21 protein-coding genes are annotated in these 25,927 nt (G+C 64.9%); 14 read left to right on the top strand and 7 right to left on the bottom strand.

All coding sequences use genetic code 11. The features are described 5' to 3' along the window. Nucleotides 1-108 precede the first annotated feature (108 nt). Nucleotides 109-792: a pentapeptide repeat-containing protein gene (locus tag AC1RDJ_RS22860; protein ID WP_493028800.1), complete on the bottom strand. Its 684-nt coding sequence runs from the start codon at nucleotides 790-792 to the stop codon at nucleotides 109-111. Between the two features lie 309 nt (nucleotides 793-1,101). On the opposite strand from AC1RDJ_RS22860, the gene alaC reads away from it, so the two are divergent. Further along, the gene (gene alaC, locus AC1RDJ_RS22855; protein WP_493028799.1) at nucleotides 1,102-2,319 is read left to right on the top strand and encodes an alanine transaminase; all 1,218 of its coding nucleotides are present in this window, start codon (nucleotides 1,102-1,104) and stop codon (nucleotides 2,317-2,319) included. 168 nt (nucleotides 2,320-2,487) lie between these two features. On the opposite strand, the gene AC1RDJ_RS22850 is transcribed toward alaC, so the two are convergent. Continuing rightward, nucleotides 2,488-3,231, bottom strand: coding sequence for an epoxyqueuosine reductase QueH (locus AC1RDJ_RS22850; RefSeq protein WP_083412118.1), 744 nt, complete (start codon nucleotides 3,229-3,231; stop codon nucleotides 2,488-2,490). Between the two features lie 124 nt (nucleotides 3,232-3,355). On the opposite strand from AC1RDJ_RS22850, the gene metE reads away from it, so the two are divergent. Next, nucleotides 3,356-5,644 carry a 5-methyltetrahydropteroyltriglutamate--homocysteine S-methyltransferase gene (metE, locus tag AC1RDJ_RS22845; RefSeq protein ID WP_493028798.1) on the top strand — a complete coding sequence of 763 codons (2,289 nt, stop codon included), beginning with the start codon at nucleotides 3,356-3,358 and terminating at the stop codon, nucleotides 5,642-5,644. 185 nt (nucleotides 5,645-5,829) lie between these two features. Here the strand turns inward: metE and AC1RDJ_RS22840 are convergent, their stop codons facing one another. Further along, nucleotides 5,830-6,018: a hypothetical protein gene (locus AC1RDJ_RS22840; RefSeq protein ID WP_071323145.1), complete on the bottom strand. Its 189-nt coding sequence runs from the start codon at nucleotides 6,016-6,018 to the stop codon at nucleotides 5,830-5,832. Between the two features lie 136 nt (nucleotides 6,019-6,154). Here AC1RDJ_RS22840 and AC1RDJ_RS22835 point away from each other — a divergent pair, with 136 nt between their 5' ends. After that, entirely contained in the window at nucleotides 6,155-7,258 is a 1,104-nt protein-coding gene (locus AC1RDJ_RS22835; RefSeq protein ID WP_493028797.1) for a transketolase-like TK C-terminal-containing protein, read from the top strand. Here AC1RDJ_RS22835 and AC1RDJ_RS22830 read toward each other — a convergent pair. Beyond that, complete coding sequence (locus AC1RDJ_RS22830) at nucleotides 7,243-7,734, bottom strand: MarR family winged helix-turn-helix transcriptional regulator (RefSeq protein ID WP_493028796.1); 492 nt, start codon at nucleotides 7,732-7,734, stop codon at nucleotides 7,243-7,245. The two genes, AC1RDJ_RS22835 and AC1RDJ_RS22830, sit on opposite strands and share 16 nt — an antisense overlap. Nucleotides 7,735-7,869: 135 nt before the next feature. Between AC1RDJ_RS22830 and aceE the strand changes: the two genes are divergently transcribed. The 9 genes from aceE (at nucleotide 7,870) to AC1RDJ_RS22785 (ending at nucleotide 18,154) form a co-directional block, all read left to right on the top strand. Then, entirely contained in the window at nucleotides 7,870-10,536 is a 2,667-nt protein-coding gene (aceE, locus tag AC1RDJ_RS22825) for a pyruvate dehydrogenase (acetyl-transferring), homodimeric type (RefSeq protein WP_493028795.1), read from the top strand. A 19-nt stretch (nucleotides 10,537-10,555) separates the two neighbouring features. Next, nucleotides 10,556-11,182 carry a glutathione S-transferase family protein gene (locus AC1RDJ_RS22820; RefSeq protein ID WP_493028794.1) on the top strand — a complete coding sequence of 209 codons (627 nt, stop codon included), beginning with the start codon at nucleotides 10,556-10,558 and terminating at the stop codon, nucleotides 11,180-11,182. 268 nt (nucleotides 11,183-11,450) lie between these two features. Next, on the top strand, nucleotides 11,451-13,040 hold the full coding sequence (locus AC1RDJ_RS22815; protein WP_493028793.1) for an aspartate:alanine exchanger family transporter: 1,590 nt from the start codon (nucleotides 11,451-11,453) through the stop codon (nucleotides 13,038-13,040). A 297-nt stretch (nucleotides 13,041-13,337) separates the two neighbouring features. Beyond that, nucleotides 13,338-13,727, top strand: a complete 390-nt coding sequence (locus tag AC1RDJ_RS22810; protein WP_493028792.1) for a hypothetical protein — start codon at nucleotides 13,338-13,340, stop codon at nucleotides 13,725-13,727. Between the two features lie 94 nt (nucleotides 13,728-13,821). After that, nucleotides 13,822-14,634, top strand: coding sequence for an APH(3')-I family aminoglycoside O-phosphotransferase (locus AC1RDJ_RS22805; RefSeq protein ID WP_493028791.1), 813 nt, complete (start codon nucleotides 13,822-13,824; stop codon nucleotides 14,632-14,634). Between the two features lie 233 nt (nucleotides 14,635-14,867). Continuing rightward, a complete protein-coding gene (locus tag AC1RDJ_RS22800; protein ID WP_493028790.1) occupies nucleotides 14,868-16,058 on the top strand; it encodes an acyl-CoA dehydrogenase family protein in 1,191 nt (396 codons plus the stop codon). Nucleotides 16,059-16,075: 17 nt separating this feature from the next. After that, nucleotides 16,076-17,221, top strand: a complete 1,146-nt coding sequence (locus AC1RDJ_RS22795; protein WP_071323152.1) for an acyl-CoA dehydrogenase family protein — start codon at nucleotides 16,076-16,078, stop codon at nucleotides 17,219-17,221. After that, a complete protein-coding gene (locus AC1RDJ_RS22790; RefSeq protein ID WP_071323153.1) occupies nucleotides 17,218-17,706 on the top strand; it encodes a MaoC family dehydratase in 489 nt (162 codons plus the stop codon). Before AC1RDJ_RS22795 ends, AC1RDJ_RS22790 begins: the two co-directional genes overlap by 4 nt. Further along, complete coding sequence (locus AC1RDJ_RS22785; protein ID WP_289886132.1) at nucleotides 17,699-18,154, top strand: MaoC family dehydratase; 456 nt, start codon at nucleotides 17,699-17,701, stop codon at nucleotides 18,152-18,154. Before AC1RDJ_RS22790 ends, AC1RDJ_RS22785 begins: the two co-directional genes overlap by 8 nt. Here AC1RDJ_RS22785 and AC1RDJ_RS22780 read toward each other — a convergent pair. Genes AC1RDJ_RS22780 through AC1RDJ_RS22770 form a run of 3 tightly spaced genes read right to left on the bottom strand, consistent with a single transcriptional unit; the run spans nucleotide 18,145 to nucleotide 19,898 of the window. Continuing rightward, on the bottom strand, nucleotides 18,145-18,909 hold the full coding sequence (locus tag AC1RDJ_RS22780; RefSeq protein WP_071323155.1) for a 4'-phosphopantetheinyl transferase family protein: 765 nt from the start codon (nucleotides 18,907-18,909) through the stop codon (nucleotides 18,145-18,147). The genes AC1RDJ_RS22785 and AC1RDJ_RS22780 overlap by 10 nt on opposite strands. Before the next feature lie 3 nt (nucleotides 18,910-18,912). Continuing rightward, entirely contained in the window at nucleotides 18,913-19,674 is a 762-nt protein-coding gene (locus tag AC1RDJ_RS22775; RefSeq protein ID WP_493028789.1) for a thioesterase II family protein, read from the bottom strand. Continuing rightward, entirely contained in the window at nucleotides 19,671-19,898 is a 228-nt protein-coding gene (locus AC1RDJ_RS22770) for an MbtH family protein (protein ID WP_071323156.1), read from the bottom strand. The genes AC1RDJ_RS22775 and AC1RDJ_RS22770 overlap by 4 nt, the downstream gene beginning before the upstream one ends. Nucleotides 19,899-20,202: 304 nt before the next feature. Here AC1RDJ_RS22770 and AC1RDJ_RS22765 point away from each other — a divergent pair, with 304 nt between their 5' ends. Together AC1RDJ_RS22765 and AC1RDJ_RS22760 are read left to right on the top strand one after the other, a co-directional pair. Then, nucleotides 20,203-21,192, top strand: a complete 990-nt coding sequence (locus tag AC1RDJ_RS22765) for a TauD/TfdA family dioxygenase (protein ID WP_493028788.1) — start codon at nucleotides 20,203-20,205, stop codon at nucleotides 21,190-21,192. Continuing rightward, nucleotides 21,185-25,927: amino acid adenylation domain-containing protein (locus AC1RDJ_RS22760; RefSeq protein ID WP_493028787.1), on the top strand; the 4,743-nt coding region annotated here is incomplete at its 3' end. The genes AC1RDJ_RS22765 and AC1RDJ_RS22760, both read left to right, overlap by 8 nt.

The following is a 25,927-nucleotide window of genomic DNA, read 5'->3' as shown; positions in this document are numbered from 1 at the left end:
GTGGCGTGATATGCCGCGATGCCGCATCATGCACCTGTCTCCTCTATCTCCTCCAAGGAAATAGATTCAGCCCGCTTCCGTAGCGGGCTTTTTTTTTGCTTGCCTGAATCAGATCACCACCAGGTCGAGCGCGCGCATGAAATTGGCCGCCTGCGCATGCGTGATGACGGCGCCTTTCAGCAAGGACGCTTCGCTCAATTTGAAGCCATCGATATCGGCGCCGCGCAAGTCGGCGCCCTGGAACTTGGCCAGCTTGATCGTGGCGTTGCGCAGGCTGCCGCCTTCGAAGACGGCGTCGCGGAAATCGCAGCCGGCCAGGTAGGCATCGGAAAAATCGAGCTGTTTCAATATCGCCTTGCGGAATGAGAAGCCGCGCAAGTCGGCGCCCACCAGCAGGCTGTCCTCGAACGTCAGGCCCAGGTGGGCCACTTCCTCGAACGAGGCGCCCGTCAGCTTGCAGCCGCGGTAGGTGGCCGAGGCCAGCTTGGCGCGCCGCCATTTGCTGTTGTTCAAGTCGCAGCCTTCGAAGCCGGCGTCGACGGCGTCGACGGATTCGAAATCGGCGCTGCCGGCGCGGCAGCGGCGCCACGTGCTGCGCGCCAGCTTGCTGGCGAACAAGGTTGTCTCTGCAAACGTGCAGCGTTCGAAGGTGCAGCCCTGCAGATCGAGGCGCGACAGGTCTTCGCCATCGAACGCGCAATCGATGAAATGACGCACTGATTGCGCCAGTTGCTGTTCCATGCCGGCGCGGTCCAGGGCCATGCCAGTTGCTGCCGTGTCGTGTGTTGCCATCCGTTTTTATTCCTAATCAAAGCAGGGGAGGGATGGCGCGGCGGGAAAGATGCACGAACCAGACCATCTCCCCGGCTGGTGTAACAGCCAAGGGTCAGCGCCGTGGGTCCGCGTGGGCGGGAGCATGCCGGACGGTGCCGGGCACTTACCGGGTTACCAACCGGTGCGCTCATTTTCGATCAGCGCGTATTGTAGCGCGTCCGAATCGCGCTTGCCAGTGTGCGCAAGCCCGGGTTAGTATCGTTGCAGGCGCAGCCACTGCGCCAACGTCGCTCGGACGGATCCGGGCGCTTACGTACAGAGATAACCATGACCGACAGCCAAGCTCCGCGCAGCTTTTCGCGCATCAATCGCCTTCCCCCCTACGTTTTCAACATCACCGCCGAACTCAAGATGGCCGCGCGCCGCCGTGGCGAGGACATCATCGATATGTCGATGGGCAATCCCGATGGCGCCACCCCGGCCCACATCGTGGATAAGCTGATCGACACGGTGAAACGCCCCGACACGCACGGCTATTCCGCCTCGAAAGGCATCCCCCGTTTGCGCCGCGCCATTGCGCACTGGTACAAGAAGCGCTACGACGTCGAGATCGACCCGGACAGCGAAGCCATCGTCACCATCGGCTCGAAAGAGGGGCTGGCCCATTTGATGCTGGCAACACTCGACCGTGGCGACACGGTGCTGGTGCCCAACCCCAGCTACCCGATCCATATCTGGGGCGCCGTCATTGCGGGCGCCGATATCCGCTCCGTGCGCATGGGGCCGGGCGTGGATTTCTTTGCCGAACTGGAACGGGCGATACGCGAAAGCTACCCGAAGCCGAAGATGATGGTGCTGGGCTTCCCGTCGAACCCGACGGCGCAATGCGTGGAGCTGGAATTCTTTGAACGTGTCGTGGCGCTGGCGAAACAGCACGATATCCTGGTGGTGCATGACCTCGCGTATGCCGACATCACCTTCGATGGCTGGAAGGCGCCGTCCATCATGCAGGTGCCGGGCGCGCGCGACGTGGCCGTGGAATTTTTCACCATGTCGAAAAGCTACAACATGGCGGGCTGGCGCATCGGCTTCATGGTGGGCAACGCGGAGCTGGTGGCGGCGCTGGCGCGCATCAAGAGTTACCACGATTACGGCAGTTTTACCCCGGTGCAAGTGGCGGCGATTACCGCGCTGGAAGGCGACCAAAGCTGCGTGACGGAGATCTGCGCCCAGTACCAGCGTCGCCGCGACGTGCTAGTGAAAGGCTTGCATGAAGCGGGCTGGATGGTGGAAAAGCCGAAGGCGTCGATGTATATCTGGGCGCATATCCCCGAGGCTTACCGCCACCTGGGTTCGCTGGAGTTTGCCAAGCTGTTGTTGCAAAAAGCCAGGGTGAGCGTGTCGCCCGGCATCGGCTTCGGCGAATATGGCGATGAATACGTGCGCTTCGCCCTGATCGAAAACGAGGCCCGCGTGCGGCAAGCGCTGCGCGGCATCAAGAATATGTTGCGTTCTGGCGACGAAAAAACTGAGGCGGCAGCATAAAAGTTTCCTCGTGGAATGATCTGTTGCCCCTAATATCACTGCTGCGTATTTCTGACATCACGAATATAAAGTGGTTTTATATGCTGCAACGCGGCATCATTCAACTGTCTCCTCTATCTCCTCCAAGGAAATAGATTCAGCCCGCTCCCGCAGCGGGCTTTTTTTTGCCTATTTTTCCGTGCCGTCCTGGTCCTCTTTGTCTTCCGTGCCGTCGTTGAGACCGTAGAACTTGACGCCCAGGTGGATGCGCTCGCGGCCCATGGCGACGCGGTGCTCGTTGCTGTCGCGCAGGGAATAAATGCAGCCGCAATACTCTTGCTGGTAGAAGTTCTCGCGCTTGCTGATCTCGATCATGCGGGCCGAGCCGCCACCCTTGCGCCAGTTGTATTCCCAGTACAGCAGATCCGGATAATGGGCGGCCGCGCGCACGCCGCTGCCGTTGATCTGTTTCATGTCTTTCCAGCGCGAAATGCCCAGCGAGCTGGTGATGACGGGGAAGCCGTGTTCGTGCGCATACAGGGCCGTGCGCTCGAAGCGCATGTCGAAGCACATGGTGCAGCGGATGCCCCGTTCCGGCTCGTTTTCCATGCCCTTGGCGCGCGCGAACCAGTTGTCGCGGTCGTAATCGGCATCGATGAAGGGGATGCCGAATTTTTCCGCGAAACGGATGTTCTCGTCCTTGCGCAGCTCGTATTCCTTCAGCGGATGGATGTTCGGGTTGTAAAAGAAGATCGTGAAGTCGATGCCGGACGCCAGCATCGCTTCCATCACCTCGCCCGAGCACGGCGCGCAGCACGAGTGCAGCAGTACCTTGTTCTTGCCTTCCGGCCAGGCCAGCCTGGCGCGTTTGAAATCATCGTGCAAGGTGGCCAGGTCGGCCGGTGCCAAGGTGGTGTCGCTCAGGTCAGTCATGTCGGGTGTGCCCATGGATGCGTTCACATGAGTATTAATAATGGATGGATGAAATTTTACCATTATTTTTCATGGATGGAAGCTTCTATGATGTCTCCATACTTCACCAGGAGGAACTGCCACCATGACCGTCACGACACACAATCTGGGCTACCCGCGCATCGGCGCCAAACGCGAACTGAAATTCGCCCTGGAAGATTACTGGAAGGGCAACAGCACGCTGGATGCGCTGGAAGGCCATGGCGCCGAGTTGCGCCAGCGCCACTGGCAAGACCAGAACGCGCTGGACCTGGCGCCCGTCGGCGATTTTTCCTTTTATGACCAGGTGCTGGACCTGAGTTTTACCCTGGGCAACCTGCCGCAGCGCGTGCGCGGTCTTGGCGGCGCGGCCCTCGATAACTATTTCCGCGTGGCCCGTGGCCGCTCGGCCAGCGACAGCGATTGCAGCTGCGTGCACGCCGGCGAAATGACGAAATGGTTCGACACCAATTATCACTACATCGTGCCGGAATTCGCGGCCGACACGCAGTTCAAGCTCGACAGCAGTCGCCTGTTGCAGCAACTGGCGCAAGCGCGCCAGCTGGGCGTGAAAGCCAAGCCCGTGCTGATCGGCCCCGTCACCTACTTGTGGCTGGGCAAGGCGAAGGATGATTCCGACAAGCTGGCGCTGCTGCAAGGCTTGCTGCCCGTCTACGTGCAACTGTTGCAGGAACTGGCGGCCCAGGGCGTCGAGTGGGTGCAGATCGACGAGCCCATCCTCGTCACGGAGCTCGACACTGCCTGGCAGCAGGCGCTCGTCACGGCCTACGGTGCCTTGAGCAAGGTCAACAATGTCAAATTGCTGCTGGCCACGTATTTCGGCAAGCTGCAAGACAACCTGGCGCTGGCGTGCGCGCTGCCCGTGCAAGGCCTGCACCTGGACGCCATCAACGCCCGTGATGAAGTGGGGCAGCTCATCGCGCAATTGCCTGGCACCAGCGTCTTGTCGCTGGGCGTGGTGAATGGCCGCAATATCTGGAAGACGGACTTGACGGCCGTGCTGGACTGGCTGGAACCCGTGCACGGCAGCCTGCAGTCGCGCCTGTGGATCGCGCCGTCGTGCTCCTTGCTGCATGTGCCGGTTGACCTGGACAGTGAGCAAACGCCCGACGCCGATATCCGGTCCTGGCTGGCTTTTGCCCGCCAAAAACTGGACGAAGTGCACACCATCGCTGGCGCCCTGAATCATGGCCGCGCTTCCGTGCAGGCGGCGCTGGACGCCAACCAGGCGGCCGTGCAGGCGCGCCGCCAGTCGCCGCGCGTGCACAATCCGGACGTGAAAGCGGCCGTGGCCCGCATCGACGCCAGCCTGGGCCAGCGCGCCAGCGGCTATGCGGAACGGGCCGCCAAGCAGGCTGCGCTGCTGAAGCTGCCGCTGTATCCGACGACGACCATCGGCTCCTTCCCGCAAACGGCGGAAATCCGCCAGGCGCGCAGCCAGTTCCGCAGCGGCCAGCTGGACGAGGCCAGCTATAAAAAGCTGATGCGGGCGGAAATCGCCCATTGCGTGCAGGAACAGGAAACCCTGGGCCTGGACGTCTTCGTGCACGGCGAAGTAGAACGCAACGACATGGTCGAATATTTCGGCGAACAGCTCGATGGCTACACCTTCAGCCAGTTCGGCTGGGTGCAATCGTACGGCTCGCGCTGCGTGAAGCCGCCCATCCTGTTCGGCGATATCAGCCGCCCGCGCGCCATGACGGTCGAGTGGAGCACCTATGCCCAGTCGCTGACGGACAGGCCGATGAAAGGCATGCTGACGGGCCCCGTCACCATCCTGAACTGGTCCTTCGTGCGCGACGACCAGCCCCGCTCCGTGTCGTGCCACCAGCTGGCGCTGGCCATGCGCGCCGAAGTGCAGGACCTGGAGCAGGCCGGCATCCGCGTGATCCAGATCGACGAGGCGGCGCTGCGCGAAGGCTTGCCGTTGCGCAAGTCGCAATGGGCCGAGTACCTGCGCTGGGCCGTGGAATCGTTCCGCATCACGGCCAATGGCGTGGCTGACGAGACGCAGATCCACACGCATATGTGTTATTCGGAATTCAACGACATCATCGCGCAGATCGCCGACATGGATGCCGACGTGATCACGATCGAAACCTCGCGTTCCGACATGGAATTGCTGGACGCCTTCGATGACTTCAAGTATCCGAATGAGATCGGCCCTGGCGTCTACGACATCCATTCGCCCAACATCCCGAGCCAGGAACAGATGGTCAAGCTGATGCGCAAGGCGGCCGAGCGCATTCCCGCGCAGCGCCTGTGGGTCAACCCCGATTGCGGGCTGAAGACGCGGGGATGGAAAGAGGTCATCCCTGCGTTGGCGAATATGGTGGCGGCAGCGAAAACCCTGCGCGGCGACAGCGTCGCATAGGCTTGTCAAGGGGCAGGGGAGGTCGGCATGGCTGAGATATAGAACAGGCGTATTTCTGTCATCACAACATACCATTGGATAATGATGCTGCGATGCGGCATCATTCTATTGTCTCCTCTATCTCCTCCAAGGATGTAGATTCAGCCCGCTCCCGTAGCGGGCTTTTTTTTGCCTGTCTGCATAGACTACAGCACATTCGCCGCCACGGCCGAGCTGTAATTGCGCGCCAGCGCCGTGATGATGGCCGCGATCGCCTGCGGGTTGTCGGCGCCGCCGAAGTGTGCGGCATACAGCTTCTTTGCCGCCTCGATCTGCGCATTCGTCAGTTTCACGGCGTAAGCCATGCGCACGGTTTCAGGATTGTTCAGCGTCATTTTTTTACCTTGAGGACAGGGGTTGCGTTGGTGTCGTATGCCTTGCTCGCGCAAAGAATTGCAATTACAATCATTGCATTTGCAATCGTATAGGCAATGTCTGCCATGCGCAAGCGATACCGACACAGGAGCCGCCATGCATATGCCCTCTTCATTTCCCCTTCCGCCACTGCCAGGCGGCGAGACGCGCCACGCCGCCCAAGCCTGCCTGGCCGCGCTCGCGCCGGCGCCAGGCTTGCCGCCAGCACACGCTTCGCCACGCCGAGCGCTGGGCGCCATGGCGGGCCGCCTGAAGCAGGGCGGCGCCATGGTCGCGCGCATGTGCCTGGGAGAGTCGCCATCAGCGGACGGCGACGCCTGGGCACTGGGCGCGTCCGCAGGCGCATGGTCCTTGCGCTACCGCCATGGAGCGATGCAGGGGGAAAAGCCGTTGCTGTACCTGTGCAGTCCCGCCTCGCTCCCGGCATTGCGCGGCGTGCTGGCCGAGTCGGGTGAGCGTGGCATCGTCTGCAACGATGCGGAAACGCAAGCCTCGCGCTGGCACAAGGGCGTGCAGCCTGCGCTGCCCGCCTGGCTGGTTGCGCAGCATAATTGCACGCCGTTCGACCCGGCTAACGGCGAGGAAGTGCGCGCCATCCTGCGCGCGGCCCTGGAAACCCTGTATGTGGCACGGCAGCCCGGCTATTTCTACCTGGCCACGCATGATGAGGATGCGGACGATTCGACGGTGGCGGCGCCCTTGTCGGCCGCCGATGCGGCAGCGGCCGGCCTGGGCATGTACCGCGTGTCGCCGCCGGGGGCGGCGCCATGCCGGGTGCGCCTGTGCGGGGCGGGACGGATGCTGGCCGTCGTTGCCGGTGCCGCCCGCCTGCTGGAGGAAGACTGGGGCATTGTCGCGCAAGTGTGGAGTTGCCCCAGCTATACGCGCCTGGCGCGCGATGCGCAGGCGGCGGAGCAATGGAACTGCCGCCATCCGCGCGCCGTCCCCAGGCTGGCCCATGTGCAGCGCTGCCTCGACGGCAGCGCCGCGCCCGTCATCGCCGTCACCGCTTATGGGCAGCATATCGCGGGCCAGATCGGCGCTTACGTGCGCGGGCGTTTCCTCGCCATCGGCGCCGATGCCGCGATGGAAACGAGCGCGCCCTGGCTGGCCGTCACGGTGCTCAAGGCCCTGGCCGACGACGGCGCGTTGCCCGTGCGGCTCGTCGACGACGCGCTGCGGCGTTACGCCTTGCTCTGAGCGGCGCTGCGGGCCGCCTCGGCGGCGCGGGCCAGGGCGGCGCTGAAGTCCTGCTGCTCGCCGCTGTCAAATTGCGCCAGGAACAGGTCCGCCACCGTGGCCTGGTAGACGGCCCACATTTTCTTGCGCAAGACCTTGCCATCTTCCGTGATGGAGACGAAGGCGGCGCGCCCGTCGTCCATCGAGCGCGTGCGCGTCACCAGCCGGTCCGTTTCCAGCTTGTCCACCAGGCGCGTCAGGTTATAGCGCTCGATGGCCAGCGCATCGGCCAGCTCATGCATGCGGCGCGAGCCGTCCTGGCCGCTTTCCAGGCCCCACAGCACGTCATACCACGCATACACGGGCAAGTCGGCCGCGGCGAGGCGGCGCTCGATTTCGCGGATCATCAATCGGTGCGTGCGCACGAACGAGAACCACAGGTCGGGCGCCTGCGCCGATGTAATGGCAGGCGCGGTTGCGGACTCAGTTGCAGACATAAATATTCCTCCCATTTGATCACAGTTGCAAATGCAATTATAGCGCTATACAATGGCCGGCATAATGATTGCAAATGCAATGATTGCATCGGCAATTATTCGTGTAGCTGAAATGCCCTTACCCAGGAGACCGCCATGCCCACATCCCTTGCTGTGCCCGATATCGATCCGCAGGAAACCCAAGAATGGCTGGAGGCGATGCAGGCCGTCGTCGCCGTGGAAGGGCGCCCGCGCGCCCATTATTTGCTCGACCAGCTCGTCGATTCCGATGCCGCGCAGCACGGCGGCCTGCATGGCCGCGTCACCACGGCCTATACCAACAGCATCGCCGCCGAACGCCAGGGCGCCTATCCGGGCGACCTGGCCATCGAGCGCCGCCTGAATGCCTACATTCGCTGGAACGCCATGGTAATGGTCTTGCGCGCGGCGAAACACTCGAACGTGGGCGGCCACATCGCCACCTACCAGTCGGCGGCCGTGCTGTACGACGTGGGCTTCGACCACTTCTTCCGTGGCCGCACGGACCAGTTCGCCGGTGACCTGGTCTACATCCAGGGCCATTCCGCGCCCGGCATCTATGGCCGCGCCTACCTGGAAGGGCGCATCACGGAAGCGCAACTGGACAATTACCGCCGCGAAGCGGGCCGCGAGGGGCTGTCCTCGTACCCGCATCCGCGCCTGATGCCCGACTTCTGGCAATTTCCCACCGTCTCCATGGGCCTGGGCCCGCTGACGGCCGCCTACCAGGCCCGCTTCATGCGCTACCTCGAGTACCGTGGCTTGAAGCAGCACCAGGGCCGCAAGGTGTGGGCCTTTCTCGGCGATGGTGAGATGGACCAGCCCGAATCCCTGGCCGCCATTTCGCTGGGCGGACGCGAGCGCCTGGATAACCTGATCTTCGTGGTGAACTGCAACCTGCAGCGCCTCGACGGTCCCGTGCGCGGCAACAGCAAGGTCATCCAGGAGCTGGAAGGCACGTTCCGCGCGGCCGGCTGGCATGTCATCAAGGTCATCTGGGGCAGCGGCTGGGATGCCTTGCTGGCGCGCGATACGAGCGGCTTGTTGCGCCAGCGCATGATGGAATGCGTGGATGGCGATTACCAGACCTTCAAGTCGCAGAATGGCGCGTATGTGCGCGAACATTTCTTCGGCAAGTATCCGGCACTGCTGGCGCTGGTGGCGCACCTGTCGGACGATGATATCTGGCAGCTGACGCGGGGCGGACACGATCCCGAGAAAGTCCACGCCGCATATGCCGAGGCCATGCGCACGCCTGGCCGTCCCACCGTGATCCTGGCGAAGACCGTCAAGGGTTTCGGCATGGGCGAGGCGGGCGAGGGGCAGAATATCAACCACCAGCTGAAAAAGATGAGCGCCGACGCCGTGCGCGCGTTTCGCGACCGCTTCGCGCTGCCCGTCAGCGATGCCCAGCTGGAAGAAATGCCGTATCTGAAACCGGCGCCGGACAGCGCGGAAGCGCGCTACTTTGCCGCCCGCCGGGCGCAGTTGGGCGGCTATATCCCGGCCCGCATCGGCAAGGCTGAGCCCTTGGCCGTGCCGCCGCTGTCCACGTTCGCCACCCAGCTCAAGGATAGTGGCGAGCGGGGTGCGTCGACCACCATGGCCTTCGTGCGCATCCTCGGCACCCTGCTGAAAGACCCCGCCTTGAGCAAGATCATCGTGCCCATCGTGCCCGACGAATCGCGCACCTTCGGCATGGAAGGCCTGTTCCGCCAGATCGGCATCCATTCCTACCTGGGCCAGCTGTACACGCCGCAGGACGCCGGGCAGCTCAGCTATTACAAGGAAGCCAAGGATGGGCAGATCTTGCAGGAGGGGATCAACGAATCGGGGGCCATTTCCTCCTGGATCGCCGCCGGCACCTCGTACAGCAACCATGGCCTGGCCACCATTCCGTTCTACATTTTCTATTCGATGTTCGGCTTGCAGCGCGTGGGCGACCTGGCGTGGGCGGCGGCCGATGCCCGCACGCGTGGCTTCCTGCTGGGCGCCACGTCGGGACGCACGACGTTGATGGGCGAAGGCCTCCAGCATGACGATGGCCACAGCCATGTGCTGTCGTCCGTCATTCCCAACTGCATCTCCTACGATCCCACCTATGCCTACGAGCTGGCCGTGATCATCCATGACGGCATGCGCCGCATGTTTGCCGAGCAGGAAGACATTTTTTACTACATCACCTTGCTCAACGAAAACTATCCGCACCCGGCCATGCCGGCAGGGGCCGAGGCGGGCATCCTGCGGGGCCTGTACCTGCTGGAGGAAAGCCAGGACGCGGCGGCGGCGCGCGTGCAGCTGATGGGCAGCGGCTCCATCCTGCGCGAAGTGCTGGCCGCCGCCGCGCTGCTGCAGCAGGATTTCGGCGTGGCGGCCGATGTGTGGAGCGCCACCAGCCTGACGCAAGTGCGGCGCGACGGCCTGGCCGTGCAGCGCTGGAACATGCTGCACCCGGACAGTGCGCCGCGCGTGCCGTATGTCGCGCAATGCCTGGCCGGCCGGCAAGGCCCGGTCGTGGTGGCCACCGACTACATGAAGATCGTCGGCGACCAGGTGCGCCCGTTTGTCACCGACCGGCATTTCGTCACGCTGGGCACGGATGGCTTCGGCCGCTCCGATACGCGCGAATCGCTGCGCACCTTCTTTGAAGTGGACCGCCATTTCATCGTGCTGGCCGCGCTGACGGCGCTGGCCGATGAGGGGAGGGTGGCGCGCAGCCTGGTGGGCGACGCCATCCGCAAGTACGGCATCGACGTGGAAAAGCTCGATCCCGCATCCGTGTAACTTTTTCAGGAGACTGATCATGAAGCTGTATTACGCAACGGGCACGTGTTCGCTGTCGCCGCACATCGTCGCCATCGAGGCGGGCATCGCGCTGGAACTGGAGCGCGTCGACATCAAGGCCATTCCCCGCATCACGGAAACGGGCGCCGATTATGCGCGCATCAACCCGAACCTGTACGTGCCGGCGCTGGCGCTTGACGATGGCACCATCTTGCTGGAGGGAACGGCCATCGTGCAATACCTGGCCGACCTGGCGCCGGCCAGCGGCCTGGCGCCGCCGCCGGGCACGCTGGCGCGCGTGCAACTGCAGTCGTGGCTGGGTTTTATCGCCACCGAGCTGCACAAGGCCTACAGCCCCTGGCTGTTTCACCCGGAATACGGCACGCAGGCGCAGGACGTGGCCCGCTCGCGCATCGCCGCGCGGCTAGACTACGTGGAGCGGCAACTGGCGGGCGGCGGGCCGTATCTGCTGGGCGAGCGCTATTCGATCGCGGATGCCTATCTGTACACCATCCTCGGCTGGTCTGCATATGCCAGGGTGGATCTGTCGGCCTTTCCGCGGGTCGAACACCTGATCGCGCGCGTGGGCGAGCGTCCCGCCGTACGGGAAGCGCAGCGCGTGGAGGCCGGACGGCAAGCGGCGTGAGCCGGGGAGCCACGAGGGCAGGGGCGCAGATATTGATAAATCATATTTCTATCATCACAACATACAATTGGATCAATATGCTGCAATGCGGCATCATGCTCCTGTCTCCTCTACTTCCTCACAGGAATTAGATTCAGCCCGCTCCCGCAGCGGGCTTTTTTTTGCCCGTTTTTTTGTCGCCCCATGCGGCGCACGCTTGCTTGTCATACGGGCATCGTATTGCTTTTGTGCATGCTAAACTGGGCATTCCCCAGAATAAGGCTGCCCCATGCTCGAACTCTTCCGCCATACCCTGGAATCGTCGCCGATCCTGGCCCTGTTTCTCGTCATCGGCGCCGGTTATGCGCTGGGGCGCGTCAGCGTGTTCGGCTTTTCGCTGGGCGTGGGCGGCGTGCTGTTTGCCGGCCTGGCGCTGGGCGCCTTCGCTCCCGCTTCCGTGCCGCCGCCGCTGGTCGGTTCCATCGGCTTGCTGCTCTTCCTGTATGGCATCGGCGTGCAGTACGGCACGCAGTTCTTCGCCGGCTTGCGCGGCGCGGGCCAGAAACATAACCTGATCGCTTTCGTTGCCGTCATGGGTGGCCTGGCCGTGTCCGTCTGGGGCGGGCAGTGGATCGACATTTCGCTGCGCATGGCCAGCGGCGTGTTTGCCGGCGCCATGACTAGCACGGCGGCCCTGCAGGCGGCGCTGGAAGCATCGCATGGCAATGGCGACGCGGCCGTCGGTTATGCCGTCGCCTATCCGTTCGGCGTCGTCGGTCCCATGCTGGGCCTGTACCTGGCCGGGCGCATATTAAAACCCGTGCTGACGCCGCCGCCCGCGCCCATCATCGTGTCGGAAATCACCATCGACGAAGCGCGCTTGGCGGGCGCCGCCCTGTCCGAACTGGCCGATGGCCCGCTGGCGGGCGTGCAGGTGATCGGCGTGCGCCAGGGGCACCAGAACCGCTTGCCCGATCCGTCCATGGTGATTGGCGTGGGCGATGCGCTGATGGTGTCGGGCACGGTCGCGGGCGTGGAAGCGGCGCGCACGGCGCTGGGCCACCTGGACCCGGGCCGTTTGATGAAGGACCGCAGCGATTTCGATGGCAATGAAGTGTTCGTCTCGGACGCGGAAATCGTCGGCGTGCCGCTGGGGGAATTGAACCTGGCCAAGGATTTCCCGTTGCAGATCGCCTTCATACGCCGTGGCGACGCCATGATACTGCCCCATCCTTTCCTGACCTTGGAATTCGGCGACCGGGTGATGGCCATTGCGCCAGCCAAACATGCGGCCGACGTGCGCAAGCTGTTCGGCAATTCCATCACGGCCACGGCCGAGTTCAGCTATGTCTCGCTGGGCATGGGCATGGTGCTGGGCGTGCTGCTGGGGCTGGTACCGATACCGTTGCCGTGGATAGGCTCGTTCAGCCTGGGGCTGGCCGGTGGACCGCTGGTGATGGCGCTCATCCTGGGTCGCCTGGGGCGCGTCGGCAAGGTCAGCTGGCGCTTGCCGCTGTCGGCCAACCTGGTGATGCGCAACTATGGCTTGACGATTTTCCTCGCTTCCGTCGGCATGGCCTCCGGCTTGCCGTTCGTGCAGCAGGTGGGCGCCGATGGCTTGCCCATGCTGGCGCTGGGAGCCGTGACGGTGCTGGTGGTGGTGGCCCTCGTCGTAATTCTGGGCAAGGTCTTCCTGCGCCTGCCCTTTCCAGAGTTGCTGGGCATCGCGGCCGGTGCCACGGGCAACCCGGCCGTGCTGGTGTTCGCCAACCGCCTGGCCCGGTCGGATCGCCCGAACCTCGGCTACGCCATGATTTTCCCCAGCATGACCATCGTCAAGATCGTCGCCGTGCAAGTGCTGCTGCATTTGTATGGCTGATGGCGGCCAGGAGCGGATATTTGAATAGCAATCTGGAGTATTGCATGAGTAAAATGGGGATTGGCCGCGTCGCTGGCTTTCATCCCCGGATGTGGAACGATGCAGTGAAAATGCAGGCCGCTGAATTCGAGTGGCTGCCTGCCGCGCTGGAAAACTGTAGCGATGGAGAATGGGAAAGTAAGGCTTACGTGAGCTATGCCTCTCGCACGCGACTGAACGAGCAAGGCTCCTTGTGCCAGTACAGGAAAGAGAAGGTCGCCTTGCCAAGCTGGCTTCGGATGAAGTTGAGGGCATCTATTGTCTCAACAATTAGTCACGAACATGATTCGTATGGGCCAAGAGCCGACGGTAGCTGGTACGGCGCAAATTTCTATGGATGGAAAAAGAGTGTTGATACTTCAAGAAGGCCAAGAAGTGGTTAAGACTGGCACATTTCTATATGACGGCCAAATCACGTGTGACGTCGTGATTGTGCGAGGGCCTATTTGCTATGGTTCCGGCGATTATGAAGATCTTCCAGAATTCGTGGATGACCATGAGCGGAAAACGTTCTACATTCATTACGGCAGTACAACTGAGCGCGACCGCTACACTGCTGGTGGGGGCGCTTATCCAACACTGTTGGCGGCGACGGCCATGGTAGAAGCGGCACCAGGATTTGGCCCCACCGTAAAATGGATGGACTGAATCCATGGTCTGGATACGGCGGCGGAAGCAGCCAGGGACTGTAACCGGCCAGAAGAGGACGCTGCATGAAGGACGGAATTCCAAGCTAAACCGGATGCATGATATGAATCGCGAGAAAGCGTGCGCAGCCGTGCAGATGCCGGCCAGCCTGTCGGCCGAGCTGGCCGGATACGAGTGGGGGCGTGACACGGTAGGCGCATCGGGCGGAGCCGTGTACCGGCTCCACAGCAAGGCGCATCGTCCCGAACTGTTTTTGAAACACGGCAAAGATGCCATTGCCGATGACATCGCCGATGAAATGGTCAGGCTGCGCTGGCTGCGGGGATATGTCCCCGTGCCTGCCATCGTGCATTTCACCCGCGCGGATGACGAGGCATGGTTGCTCATGACGCCGGTACCCGGGAAAACTGCTTACCAGATACTGGAAGCCTATCCCGAACGCAGAACCGCTGTCGTGGACGCTATCGCGGCTTTCCTGCGACAGATACATGCAATCCCCATTAGCGACTGCCCTTTTACGAGCGAGCATGGCTACCGCCTGGTTCGTGCGCGTACGCGCATCGATGCAGGTCTGGTGGACGAAGACGACTTCGACGACGAGCGTGAAGGCTGGACGGCGGAGCAGGTATGGGACGCCATGCAAGCCCTGTTGCCACTCGCGCCCGATCCGGTGGTCACGCACGGCGACTTTTCGCTCGATAATATGCTCCTCGACGGGGAGGCGTTTGCCTGCATCGATGTGGGTCGAACTGGCATTGCCGATCGCTACCAGGACCTCGCCATCGCCTGGAACTGCCTTGCAGAGTTCGGCGCACCGCTTCAGCAGAGATTCCTGGAACAATATGGCGTCCTCGAGCCTGATCGGGACAAGCTGCACTTCCACTTGATGCTCGACGAGTTATTTTAAGGTCGCCCCATTGGCATCCGCTTTGGGGCGAAAGCCGCCAATGACGGCAGCCGGCCACTGCCGGCCACTTCCAGCTGATTTCAGCCGATTCCCCTTGCCGCGCCGCCCCGTGTAAAAGCACTGGCGCTGCGCCGATTCTGTTGTACAATCCTTGAGAACGGTCGTGCTTTTTTGTGCGCTGAGCTTCCTTGCGTTCAGTCATCACGGCATATCATAAGAACAAGGAGACAGACATGGACTTGCATTACACGGCCGGGGAGACGGCGTTCCGCGACACGGTGCGCGCCTTCCTCGACAGCCATCTGCCGGCGGACTTGCAGCGCAAGGTGCGCCAGCACCTGCGCCTGACCAAGGACGATTATGTGCGCTGGCACAAGATTGTTGCGCAGCAAGGCTGGGCCGCGCCGGCCTGGCCCGTCGAATACGGCGGCACGGGCTGGACCTCCGTGCAGCGCCATATCTGGGAAGACGAGTGCGCGCGCGCCGCCACGCCGCCTATCCTGCCTTTCGGCGTCAACATGGTGGCGCCCGTCATCATGGCCTTCGCCAACGCCGAGCAAAAAGCCTATTACCTGCCGCGCATCCTCAACTGCGACGACTGGTGGTGCCAGGGGTATTCGGAACCGGGCGCCGGCTCCGACCTGGCCTCGCTGAAAACCACGGCCGAGCGCGATGGCGACCACTACATCGTCAATGGCCAGAAAACCTGGACCACCTTGGGCCAGCATGCGGACATGATCTTTTGCCTGGTGCGCACGGACAGCACGGTGCGCAAGCAGGAAGGCATCAGTTTCTTGCTGATCGACATGAAAACGCCTGGCATCACCGTGCGCCCCATCATCATGCTCGATGAAGAGCATGAAGTGAACGAAGTCTTCTTCGACAATGTGCGCGTGCCCGTCAGCAACCTGGTGGGCCAGGAAAACAAGGGCTGGACCTACGCCAAGTACCTGCTGGGCCACGAGCGCACGGGCATCGCCGCCGTCGGACGTTCGCAGCGCGAATTGACCTTCCTCAAGCAGCTGGCCATGCGGCAGAACAAGCGCGGCGCGCCCTTGCTGCACGACCCCGCGTTCGCCGCCAAGGTGGCCCACCTGGAAATCGAATTGATGGCGCTGGAAATGACGGTCTTGCGCGTCATCAGCGAAGAGGGCAAGGGGCCGGGACCGCAGGCGTCGATGCTGAAGGTGCGCGGCTCGGAATTGCAGCAGCAGCTGACGGAACTGATGGTCGAAGCCATCGGCCCGCAAGCCTTGCCCTTCGACCCCGATTTTCTTGACGGCAGCGCGCCGCACAGCAGCGCAGGCGACGACCTGGCTGCGCCGCTGGCCGCGTATTACTTTAATTACCGCAAGACATCGATCTATGGCGGCTCGAATGAAATCCAGAAAAACATCATCACGCAGATGATCCTGGGCCTGTGAGGCGAGAGGGAGACGACATGGACTTCAATTTTAATCAGGAACAGCAGCAATTCGCCGATGCGCTCAGGCGCTGGGTCGACAAGGATTACCGCTTCGAGACGCGCCAGGCCATCATCCATTCGGCAACGGGCACGTCGGATGCGGCCTGGGCCACCCTGGCCGAGCTGGGCATGACGGCCTTGCCGCTGCCGGCCGGCGCGGGCGGTTTCGACGGCACGGCCGTCGACATGCTGCTGGTGATGCAGGAACTGGGACGCGGCCTCGTGGTCGAGCCCTACCTGGCTACCGTGCTGGGGGCGCGTTTCCTCACGTTGGCCGGCGGCCACGATGGCGTGCTCGAGCAGGTTGCCGGCGGCAGCCTGAAGCTGGCGTGCGCGCTCGGAGAACAGCAATCGCGCCACGACTTGCACGATATCGCCACCACGGCCACGGCCAGCGGCGACGGCTTCGTGCTGGACGGCGTGAAAACCGTCGTCCTCCACGGTGCGCAGGCGGGCGCCTTGATCGTCTCGGCGCGCAGCGGCGGCCGCCAGGACGGCACGGACGGCATTTCCTTATTCCTCGTGCCGGCCGACGCGCCCGGCGTGACCGTGCGCGACTACCGCACCATCGACGGCCAGCGGGCCGCCACCGTGACCCTCGTGCAAGTGGTGCTCGGGCATGAGGCGCTGATCGGCCAGGCGGGGCAGGGCTGGCCCGTGCTGGACGCGGCGCTCGACTATGGCGCCACCCTGCTGTGCGCGGAAGCCGTGGGCGCCATGGACGCCATCTTTGCCGCCACCCTGGAATACCTGAAGACGCGCCAGCAGTTCGGCGCGCCCATCGGCAAGTTCCAGGCCTTGCAGCACCGCATGGCCGACATGTTCATCCACCTGGAGCAAGCGCGCTCGATGGCCATGCTGGCCGCCGCCAAGGCCGACAGCAACGATGTGGCGGAGCGGCGCCGCACCGTGTCCGCCGCCAAGGCGCGGGTGGGGCTGGCCGCCACCTTTGTCGGCCAGCAAGCCGTGCAATTGCATGGCGGCATGGGCGTCACCGATGAATTGCCCGCCGCCCACCATTTCAAGCGTTTGAGCATGATCGCCCTGACCCTGGGCGACGTGGAGCACCATATCGAGCGCTTTATCGCCCAACCGGGCTTTTTGCCGACGGAGACCGCATGACCGTATTGACCGAGATCCAACCCAAACATTGGTATTTTGAAGACTTTACGCAGGGCATGGAAATCGACCTGGGCCAGCGCCATGTGACGGAGAAGGAAATCATCGCCTTCGCCACGGATTTCGACCCGCAACCATTCCACGTCGACCATGCGGCCGCGGAAAAGACGATATTCAAGGGCGTCATCGCCAGCGGCTGGCACACCTGCGGCATGATGATGCGCCTGGTGGTGGACAACCTGCTCAAGCACTCGTCCAGCATGGGCTCGCCCGGCCTGGACAGCATCCGCTGGCTCAAACCCGTGCGCGCCGGCGATACCCTGCAGCTGACCTATCAGGTCAAGGAAGTGCGTCCGTCAAGCAGCAAGCCGGACCGCGGCATCGTCGTTTCCGTGTGGAGCGTGCGCAACCAGCATGGCGACGTCGTCACCACCGTCGAGGGCATGGGCATGTTCGGCCGCCGCCCGGCAGGAGTGGAGCATGCGTGATATCGCCGGCATCGCCGGCTTCCAGGCCTTGTCGGGACAGCACGTGGCCGTATCCGACTGGCTCACCATCACCCAGCAACGCATCGATACCTTTGCCGACGCCACCGACGACCATCAGTGGATCCACGTCGATGCGGAACGCTGCGCGCGCGAGTCGCCATATGGCGGCACGGTGGCGCACGGTTTCCTGACCCTGTCGCTGCTGCCGGCCATGCTGGCGGGGGCCTTGCGCATGGCGGGCATCCGCATGGCCATCAACTATGGCCTCAATAAAGTGCGTTTTCCCGCCCCCGTGCCGGTCGGCAGCCGGCTGCGCGCGCGGCTCGACATTCTTTCCGTCGATGACTTGCCGGAAGGAGCGCAGGTGAACTGGGCCGTCACGATGGAGCGCGAGGGCGACAGCAAGCCCGTATGCGTGGCGGAGTTCCTGATGCGCTGCTATCCGTAGCCGAGGCGGCTGGCCGGCAGCGTCGAACACGGGGCATGGCGCAGCGCTTGCCCGCAGGGGCTGCCGGCAGCCAGCAGGCAGCGGGGACTGAGCGGCGCCTGCGGCTGCTGCGAACAGACGGCGGCGCAAAACGCCGCATCGCCGCGCGGCAAGTCGCGGCAGTAATAGGGCGCGGAGGAGGGCATGCCTTCATGCCGCACCTGCCACAGCCCGGTATCCACGGGCGCAAAACTGACGAGGCGGAAATCCACGCTCAGTCCCGTGCCGAGCGCCTTCAGATACGCTTCCTTGCGCGTCCACAAGGGATAAAACAGTTGCCTGCGCTGGTCCGGCGCCAGGGCCGCCATGGCCGCGCGTTCGTCCGCGTGGCACAGCAGTTCGAGCAGGGGTTCGATATCGAACGGTGCCCCCGCGCACTGTTCCAGGTCGACGCCGACGGCATGGCGGGCAATGGCGAGCAGCATCGTGTTGCCGCTATGCGACAAGTTGAACTGCAGCGCTTGCCCGGCCAGTGCCGGTTTGCCGAAAGCGCCATGCCGGAAGGCGACGGCGGCGGGCGGCACGTCCAGGTAGTCAGACAGTATCTGGCGCAAGGCGCCCTGCGAGCGGCGGTAGCGCGTTTGCAGCGCAAGGCTGCGGAAACGCTGCGCCTTGTCGTTCTCCAGCGGATTCAGGCTGGCGGCAAAGGCATCGAGGTGGCTGTCATCGAGGTCGACTTGCCATAGCGCGATGTCCTGCCCTTCGAGCATCTGCATCGCTTATGCCGGCACCAGGCTGGCGCGGATGGTCGCCAGCACGGCCTCGGCATGCGTGTCGATGAAAAAGTGTCCGCCGTCATGCCAGGCGCTGTGGCTCATGCCAGCGGTTTCCAGCGCCCACGCCGCCACGCCGTCGGCGCTGACGCGCGCATCGGCGTGCCCCGCCAGTACCGTCAGCGGCATCGTCAGGCGCGGACCCGGGTGATAGTGGTAGGTTTCCACCATGCAGAAATCGGCGCGCAGGGTCGGTAGCAGCAACGCCATCAATTCGTGCTCGTCCAGCAGTGCCCGCGGCGTGCCATCGTAGCTGCGCAGTTCTTCCAGCAGGGCCTCGTCTGGCAAGCGGTGCAGCATGCGCGGGGGCGGGCGGCGCTGCGGTGCATTCGCGCCCGACACCAGCAGCCGCAGCGGCGGCGGCATCTCCAGGCGCGCCAGGCCGCGCGCCACTTCAAATGCCAGCAGGGCGCCCATGCTGTGGCCGAATAGGGCGTAGGGCTGGGGCATGGCGCGCAGTTCGCGGGCCAGCGCCCGCGTCAGTTCGGCTGCCAGCGGCAGCAGCTGGTCCGGCGGCGCTTCCCCCATGCGCCGGCCATGGCCGGGCAGCTCGATGGCGCACACTTCGATGGACGGCTCCAGCCTCGCTTGCCAAGTGCGGAAGGCGGCGGCGCTGGCACCCGCATGGGCGAAGCAATACAGGCGCAGTGCGCGCGCGGCATGCGGCCTGCCGCGCACCAGCCAGTTGACATCCGGGCCAGCGCTCACTGCGCCCCGGCTTCCCGCGCGCCGCCATCCATGGCCTGGCGCAGGCTGAGCGGACGCATGTCGGTCCAGACCTGTTCGATATGCGCCAGGCATTCTTCCTTGCTGCCGCGCTTGCCGGCTTCGCGCCAGCCGGCCGGGATGGCCTTGTAATCGGGCCAGATCGAGTACTGCTCTTCCTCGTTGACGACAACGTAAAAACGGGTATCAGGTTGATCCCAACTCATGCTGACTCCTTTGAAAGGTAGGGGCGCCCGTGCGCGGTGAAATCATTCTAAATCTAAATGATTATGATTCCTATTTATATTTTATTGTTTTACTGATAAACTTTGAAAAAATCAGTTCAGCTTGAGTTAGTTCGAACATTGTTGGAAAGAATACGCAATATCGGTTTCTTACAGACACTCACAATCCCCGATCGCGACGATTGCAGGCGGATTCCAGGCGCACTCTACAAGAGACATCTCACCAAGGCCTTGCGGACTTGACCGCTCGCCAGGACGTTACGCAATCTCAGACGAAGGAGTTGGCATGCACTCGGCAACAAGCACTGTATTCGATGGTCAGCTGGAGGTGTCTCCGTTATTACCGGGAAGCAGTCTTCCCATGCTCGTCACGCCCGGACAGGGCGCGCGGTGGCCAGCGGCCATGCCGGCCATGCTGGCCGCCGCGCAAGCGCACCTCGACGTGGCGGGCGGCCTGCTGTTCCGCGGTTTCGGGCTGCATGGCGAGCAGCCTTTCCAGCAATTTGCGCGCGCGTTCGGGCATGAGCTGCTGACCTATGAATTCGGCTCCACGCCCCGCTCCGCGCTGGGCAAGGGCGTATATACGTCGACCGAATACCCGGCGCACCAGGTGATTCCCCTGCACTGCGAACAGTCCTACACGCGCCAGTGGCCGATGAAGATCTGGTTCCACTGCATCGTGGCCAGCGCGCAGGATGGCGAGACGCCGATCGCCGACAGCCGGCAGATCTTTGCGCGCCTCGACCCGGCCCTGCGCCGGCGCTTCGAGCAGAAACGCCTGATGTATGTGCGCAATTATGGCAATGGCCTGGATTTGCCATGGCAGGATGCATTCAACACGGATGACAGGGCCGAGGCGGAACGCTATTGCCGCTCGCAGGACATCGCCTTCGAGTGGAAGGACGATGGCGAACTGCGCACGCGGCAAGTGTGCCAGGCGGTGGCGCGGCATCCGCGCACGGGGCAGGACGTGTGGTTCAACCAGGCGCATTTGTTCCATGTGTCGAACCTGGCGCCAGCCGTGCGCGAATCGCTGCTGATGCTGGTCGACAGCGACCTCGATTTGCCGCGCAATGTGTATTACGGCGACGGCTCGCCGATCGAGGAATCGGCGCTGCAGGAAATTCGCGGCGTCCTCGATGCCTGCACGGTGATGTTTCCGTGGGTCGAGGGCGATGTGCTGATGCTCGACAATATGCTGGCCGCGCATGGCCGTTCCACCTTCAAGGGCGCCCGCAAGATCGTCGTGGCGATGGCGGAGGCCGCGCATGAATGATCTCGCCGCCGGCTGGCCCGCCGGATTCCCCGCTGCCGGACAGGCGCTGAGCCACGGCCAGCGCGCCCTGTGGACGTTCTACAAGATGGCGCCCGACAGCCCTGCCTACAACATGGCGTTTGCCGCCGAACTGGCCGGCCCCGTCGATGCAGCCCTGCTGCGCCAGGCCTTCCTGCATGCGCAGCAAAGCTATGAGGTGCTCGGCTGCGTGTATGCGGAAGGCGAGGATGGGCCGCGCATGCTGCGGCGCGCTGTGCCGGGCGAGGACTTTGCCGTCGAAACCACGCATGGCCTGGGCGAGGCGGGCGCGCGGGCATTCCTGGCCCGCCAGGCCGACCTGCCATTCGTGCTCGAGCACGATGCGCCCGTGCGCGCGCGGCTGCTGGTCGACCACGATGGCGGCCAGCAGACGTTTTACCTGATGGCGTCCATGCACCATATCGCGGCCGATTTCTCGAGCAGCTTCGTGTTCCTGGAAACGCTGTTCGAGGCCTATGAAACCCTGCGCGCGGGCCAGGCGCTGGTGCTGCGCCCCGATGCGCTGTACCGTGCATGGCTCGATGAACACAGCGCCATGCTGGCGGGGCCGCGCGGCCAGCGGCTGGAACAGTTCTGGCGCGAGCGCCTGACGGGGGAGCCGGGGCCGCTGCAGCTGGCCACGGATTTCCCCCGTGCCGCATCGCCCGCCTTCGACGGCGCCGAAGTCGAATTCGCGATCGGCGCGGAAGAAGCGCAGCAGCTGCGCCAGCTGGCCGCGGACCGGGGCGTGTCGCTGTATGGCTTGCTGATGGCGGTTTTCCTGGCCTTCATGCACCGCTACACGGGGCAGCCCGAATTCCTCATCGGCACGCCGGTGGCGGGCCACAGCGGGGCGCGTTACCGGAATTTGCTGGGCTTTACGCTCAATGCGATACCGCTGCGCGCCGATTGCCGCGCCGATCCGGCCTTCCCCGATTTCCTCGCCGCCTGCTGGCTGCAATTGCGCGGTTCCCTGAAACACCAGCAATATCCGCTGGCGCTGATGACCGAGCATTGCGCGCCGCTGCAGGACGGCGCGCGCACGCCGCTGTTCCGCCACATGATGACCCTGGTGCCGCTGGGCGAGCGGCCTGCGCTGGGGCGTCACGTGGCGCGCGAACTGTTCGCCACCCAGCGCGGCGCGGCCAACGACATGAACTTGCGCTGGCAGGATTCCGGCGCCGGCCTGCTGGGGCAGTGGCGCTATGATACGGGCCTGTTCCGCGCCGCCAGCATCGAGCGCATGGTGATGCATTTCCGCGCGCTGCTGCGCGATATCGTGGCGCATCCGCAGGCGCGCCTGAGCCAGTTGCGGCTCGACCCGCGCCACTTGTCGCAGGCGCAGGGGCAGCCCCTGCCTGCCGGCGCCGCGCCCACCGCGCTGCAGATGTTCCTGCGGCAGGTGCGGGAGCATCCGCAGCACACGGCGCTCGATGCGCCTGGCGGGCGCCTGAGCTATGCGCAGCTGGACCAGGCCGCGCTGCGCCTGGCCATGCGCCTGCAGGCCGCCGGCGTTGGCGCCGGCGACAGGGTCGGCCTGCTGCTGGCGCGCGATACGCCGCTGATCGTCGCCATGCTGGCCGTCTGGCGCGCGGGCGCCGCCTACCTGTGCCTCGATAGCAGCTTGCCGGCGCTGCGCCTGCGCCAGATGCTCGACGACGCCGGCATCGTGCTGACCGTCGGCAGCGGCGCGGCGCCCACGCTGCTCGAAGGGCGGCGCTGGCTCGACGCCGGTGCTGCCGATGCCGAAGCGGGTGCCGGCGCGGCGTGGCGCGCGCCGCCGTGCCACGCCGACCTGCCGGCCTACATCATCTACACTTCCGGTTCGACGGGCGCGCCCAAGGGCGTGTTGCTCAGCCAGGGCAACCTGGCCGCCTACGTGGCAGGAGTGATGCCGCGCCTGGCATTGCCGCCGCAGGCCAGCATGAGCGCACTGTCGTCGCTGACGGCCGACCTGGGCTATACGGCATGGTTCGGCGCGCTGCTCAGCGGGCGCACCCTGCGCCTGATCGATGACGCGCACAGCGCCGATCCGGAAGTGCTGGCCGCACTGCTGGAAGCGCAGCCGCTCGATTGCCTGAAGATCGTGCCTTCGCACCTGAAGGCGCTGCTGTCGGCCAGCCGCCCGGAGCGGCTGCTGCCGCTGCATTGCCTGGTGCTGGGCGGCGAGGGGCTGGACCCGGCGCTGGTGCGGCGCGTGGGCGAGCTGCGTCCCGGCTGCCGCGTGGTCAACCACTACGGGCCCACCGAAACGACGGTCGGTTGCCTGGCGCAGGATGCGGCCACGGCGCCAACGGGCCTGTCCGCCTACGTGCCGGTCGGCGCGCCGCTGGCCGGGCGCACCGCCTATGTGCTCGACGCGCGCGGCGAGCTGCTGCCGCTGGGCGCCATCGGCGAACTGTATCTGGGCGGCGCCGGCGTGGCGCATGGCTACCTGCGGCGCGCCGGCCTGAGCGCCGAACGCTTCATTCCCGACCCGTTCGGCCCGGCGCCCGGCGCGCGCCTGTACCGCAGCGGCGACCGCGTGCGCATGCTCGACGGGGGCGTGCTGGAGTTCTTCGGCCGCGGCGACGACCAGGTCAAGATCCGCGGCTTCCGCGTCGAACTCGGTGAAGTCGAGGCGTGGCTGAAGGCCCGCGCGGAACTGGCCGATGCGGCGGTGGTGGCGCGGCCGCTGCCGGGCGGCGACGGCTTGCGCCTGCTGGCCAGCGTGGTGGCGCGCGATGGCGCCGCCGCGCAGGCGGGCCTGATCGACACGCTGCGCACGGCGATGGCGCAAGCCTTGCCGGAAGCGATGGTGCCGGCCCTGTGGCAGGTGCTGGCGCGCCTGCCGCTGCTGGCGAACGGCAAGGTCGACCGCAAAGGCTTGCCGGAACCCGCCCCGGCCGCACCGGTGCCGGCAAGCGCGCCTGCCGCGCCGCGCAGCGCCCACGAGAACGTGCTGGCCGAAGTGTGGGCCGAAGTCCTCGGCGGCACGGCCGACGGTGTGTCGCTGCACGATAATTTCTTCGCCTGCGGCGGCGATTCCATCCTCGGCCTGCAAATGATCGCCAGGGCGCGCAAGCGGGGCCTGAAGCTGACGCCGAAGAACCTGTTCGACCATCCCAGCATCGCGCAGCTGGTCACCTGCATCGCCGCGCCTGCGCCGTCCGCAACGGTTGCCGTGCAGGCGGTGCAGGCCGCGCCGTTTGCGCTGGCGGGCCTCGATGGGGCGCAGCTGGCGGCCCTGCAGGCGGCGCGTCCGGGCTTGCAGGATGCCTATCCGCTGTCGCTGCTGCAAACGGGCCTGCTGTTCCACAGCCGCCTCGATGCGGAGGAGGGCGGCAGCGGCGTGTATTGCAACCAGCTGGTGCTGGAAGTGAACGGCCCGTTCGCGCCGGACGCCATGCGCGCGGCATGGCAGCAGGCGATCGACGCGCATGCCATCCTGCGCACGGGTTTTGCGTGGCAGGGGCTGGAGCAGCCGCTGCAGTGCGTACAGGCTGGCGCCGCGCTCGACCTGCTGCAGCTGGACTGGCAGGCGCTCGACGCCGAGGGGCAGGAGCAGGCGTTGCAGGCATTCTGCAGCGCCGACCGCAAGCGCGGCCACGTGCTGGAGCAGGCGCCACTGATGCGCGTGGCGCTGGTCCGCCTGGCCGCGCAGCGCTGGCTGCTGGTCTGGAGCCGCCATCATCTGATCGTCGATGGCTGGTGCTCGGTGATGCTGCTCGAGGAAGTGCTGGAACGCTACCGCGCCAGCCAGGCTGGCGCCATCCCCGTGCTGCCGCAACGGCCCGCCTACCGCGACTACATCGAATGGCTGGGACGGCGCGGCGGCGAGGCGGCGGGCAGCGCTTTCTGGCGCGCCCGCATGGCCGGCGTGGAGGGCGCCACGCCCTTGCCGGTGCTGCTGCCGGCGTCCAGGGCCAATGGCGTGCACCAGACCCTCGCGCTGCGCTTCGACGCCGCGCAGGCGGAACAGCTGCGGCAGCTGGCGCGCAGCTGCCAGGTGACCCTGAACACCGTGATGCAGGCCGCGTGGGCCATGCTGCTGGCGCGCTACAGCGGACAGCAGGACGTGATTTTCGGCGTCACCTCGGCCGGCCGCCCGGCGGACCTGCCGGGTGCGCAGGACATGCTCGGCGTCTTCATCAACACCTTGCCGCTGCGCCTGCATCCGCGCGGCGCGCTGGGGCTCGGCGAATTCCTGCGCGCCGTGCAGCAGGAGAATGTCGAGATCCGCGAATACGAACAAAGCCCGCTGGTCGAGATCCAGAAGCAGGCGGGCCATGGCGGCGCGCTGTTCGATACCCTGATGGTCTTCCAGAACCTGCCGATGGCGCAGGGGCGGCGCTGGAGCTGCGCCACGCCGCAAGGCCCGCTGCAGCTGCACCAGCGCGACAACCATGAGCAAAGCAGCTATGGCCTGACCATCGAGGTGATGCCGGACCAGCATATCGACGTGCTGTTCAGCGCCGATGCGGGGCGCCTGCCCGAAGCGCGGCTCAAGGCGCTGATGCAGCACTACCGGCAGCTGGTGGCCGCGCTGGCGCAGGCGGCGGGCAACGAGGTGCTGGCCGCGCTGCCCATGCTGTCCGCCGCGCAGGGCACGGCCCTGCTGCGCCAGGGCCGCAACGAGGGCGGGCCGTGGCGCGACGAAGCCGTGCACGCGCAGTTCGAGCTGCAGGCCGTGCTGCATCCGGATGCGCTGGCGCTGCTGCACGAGGACGAGGCGCTC

It is taken from the genome of Janthinobacterium sp. GW822-FHT07H10, from assembly GCF_058798675.1.
Note: the sequence above shows the minus strand (reverse complement) of the source record. Positions and strands in the feature narration are given on the sequence as shown.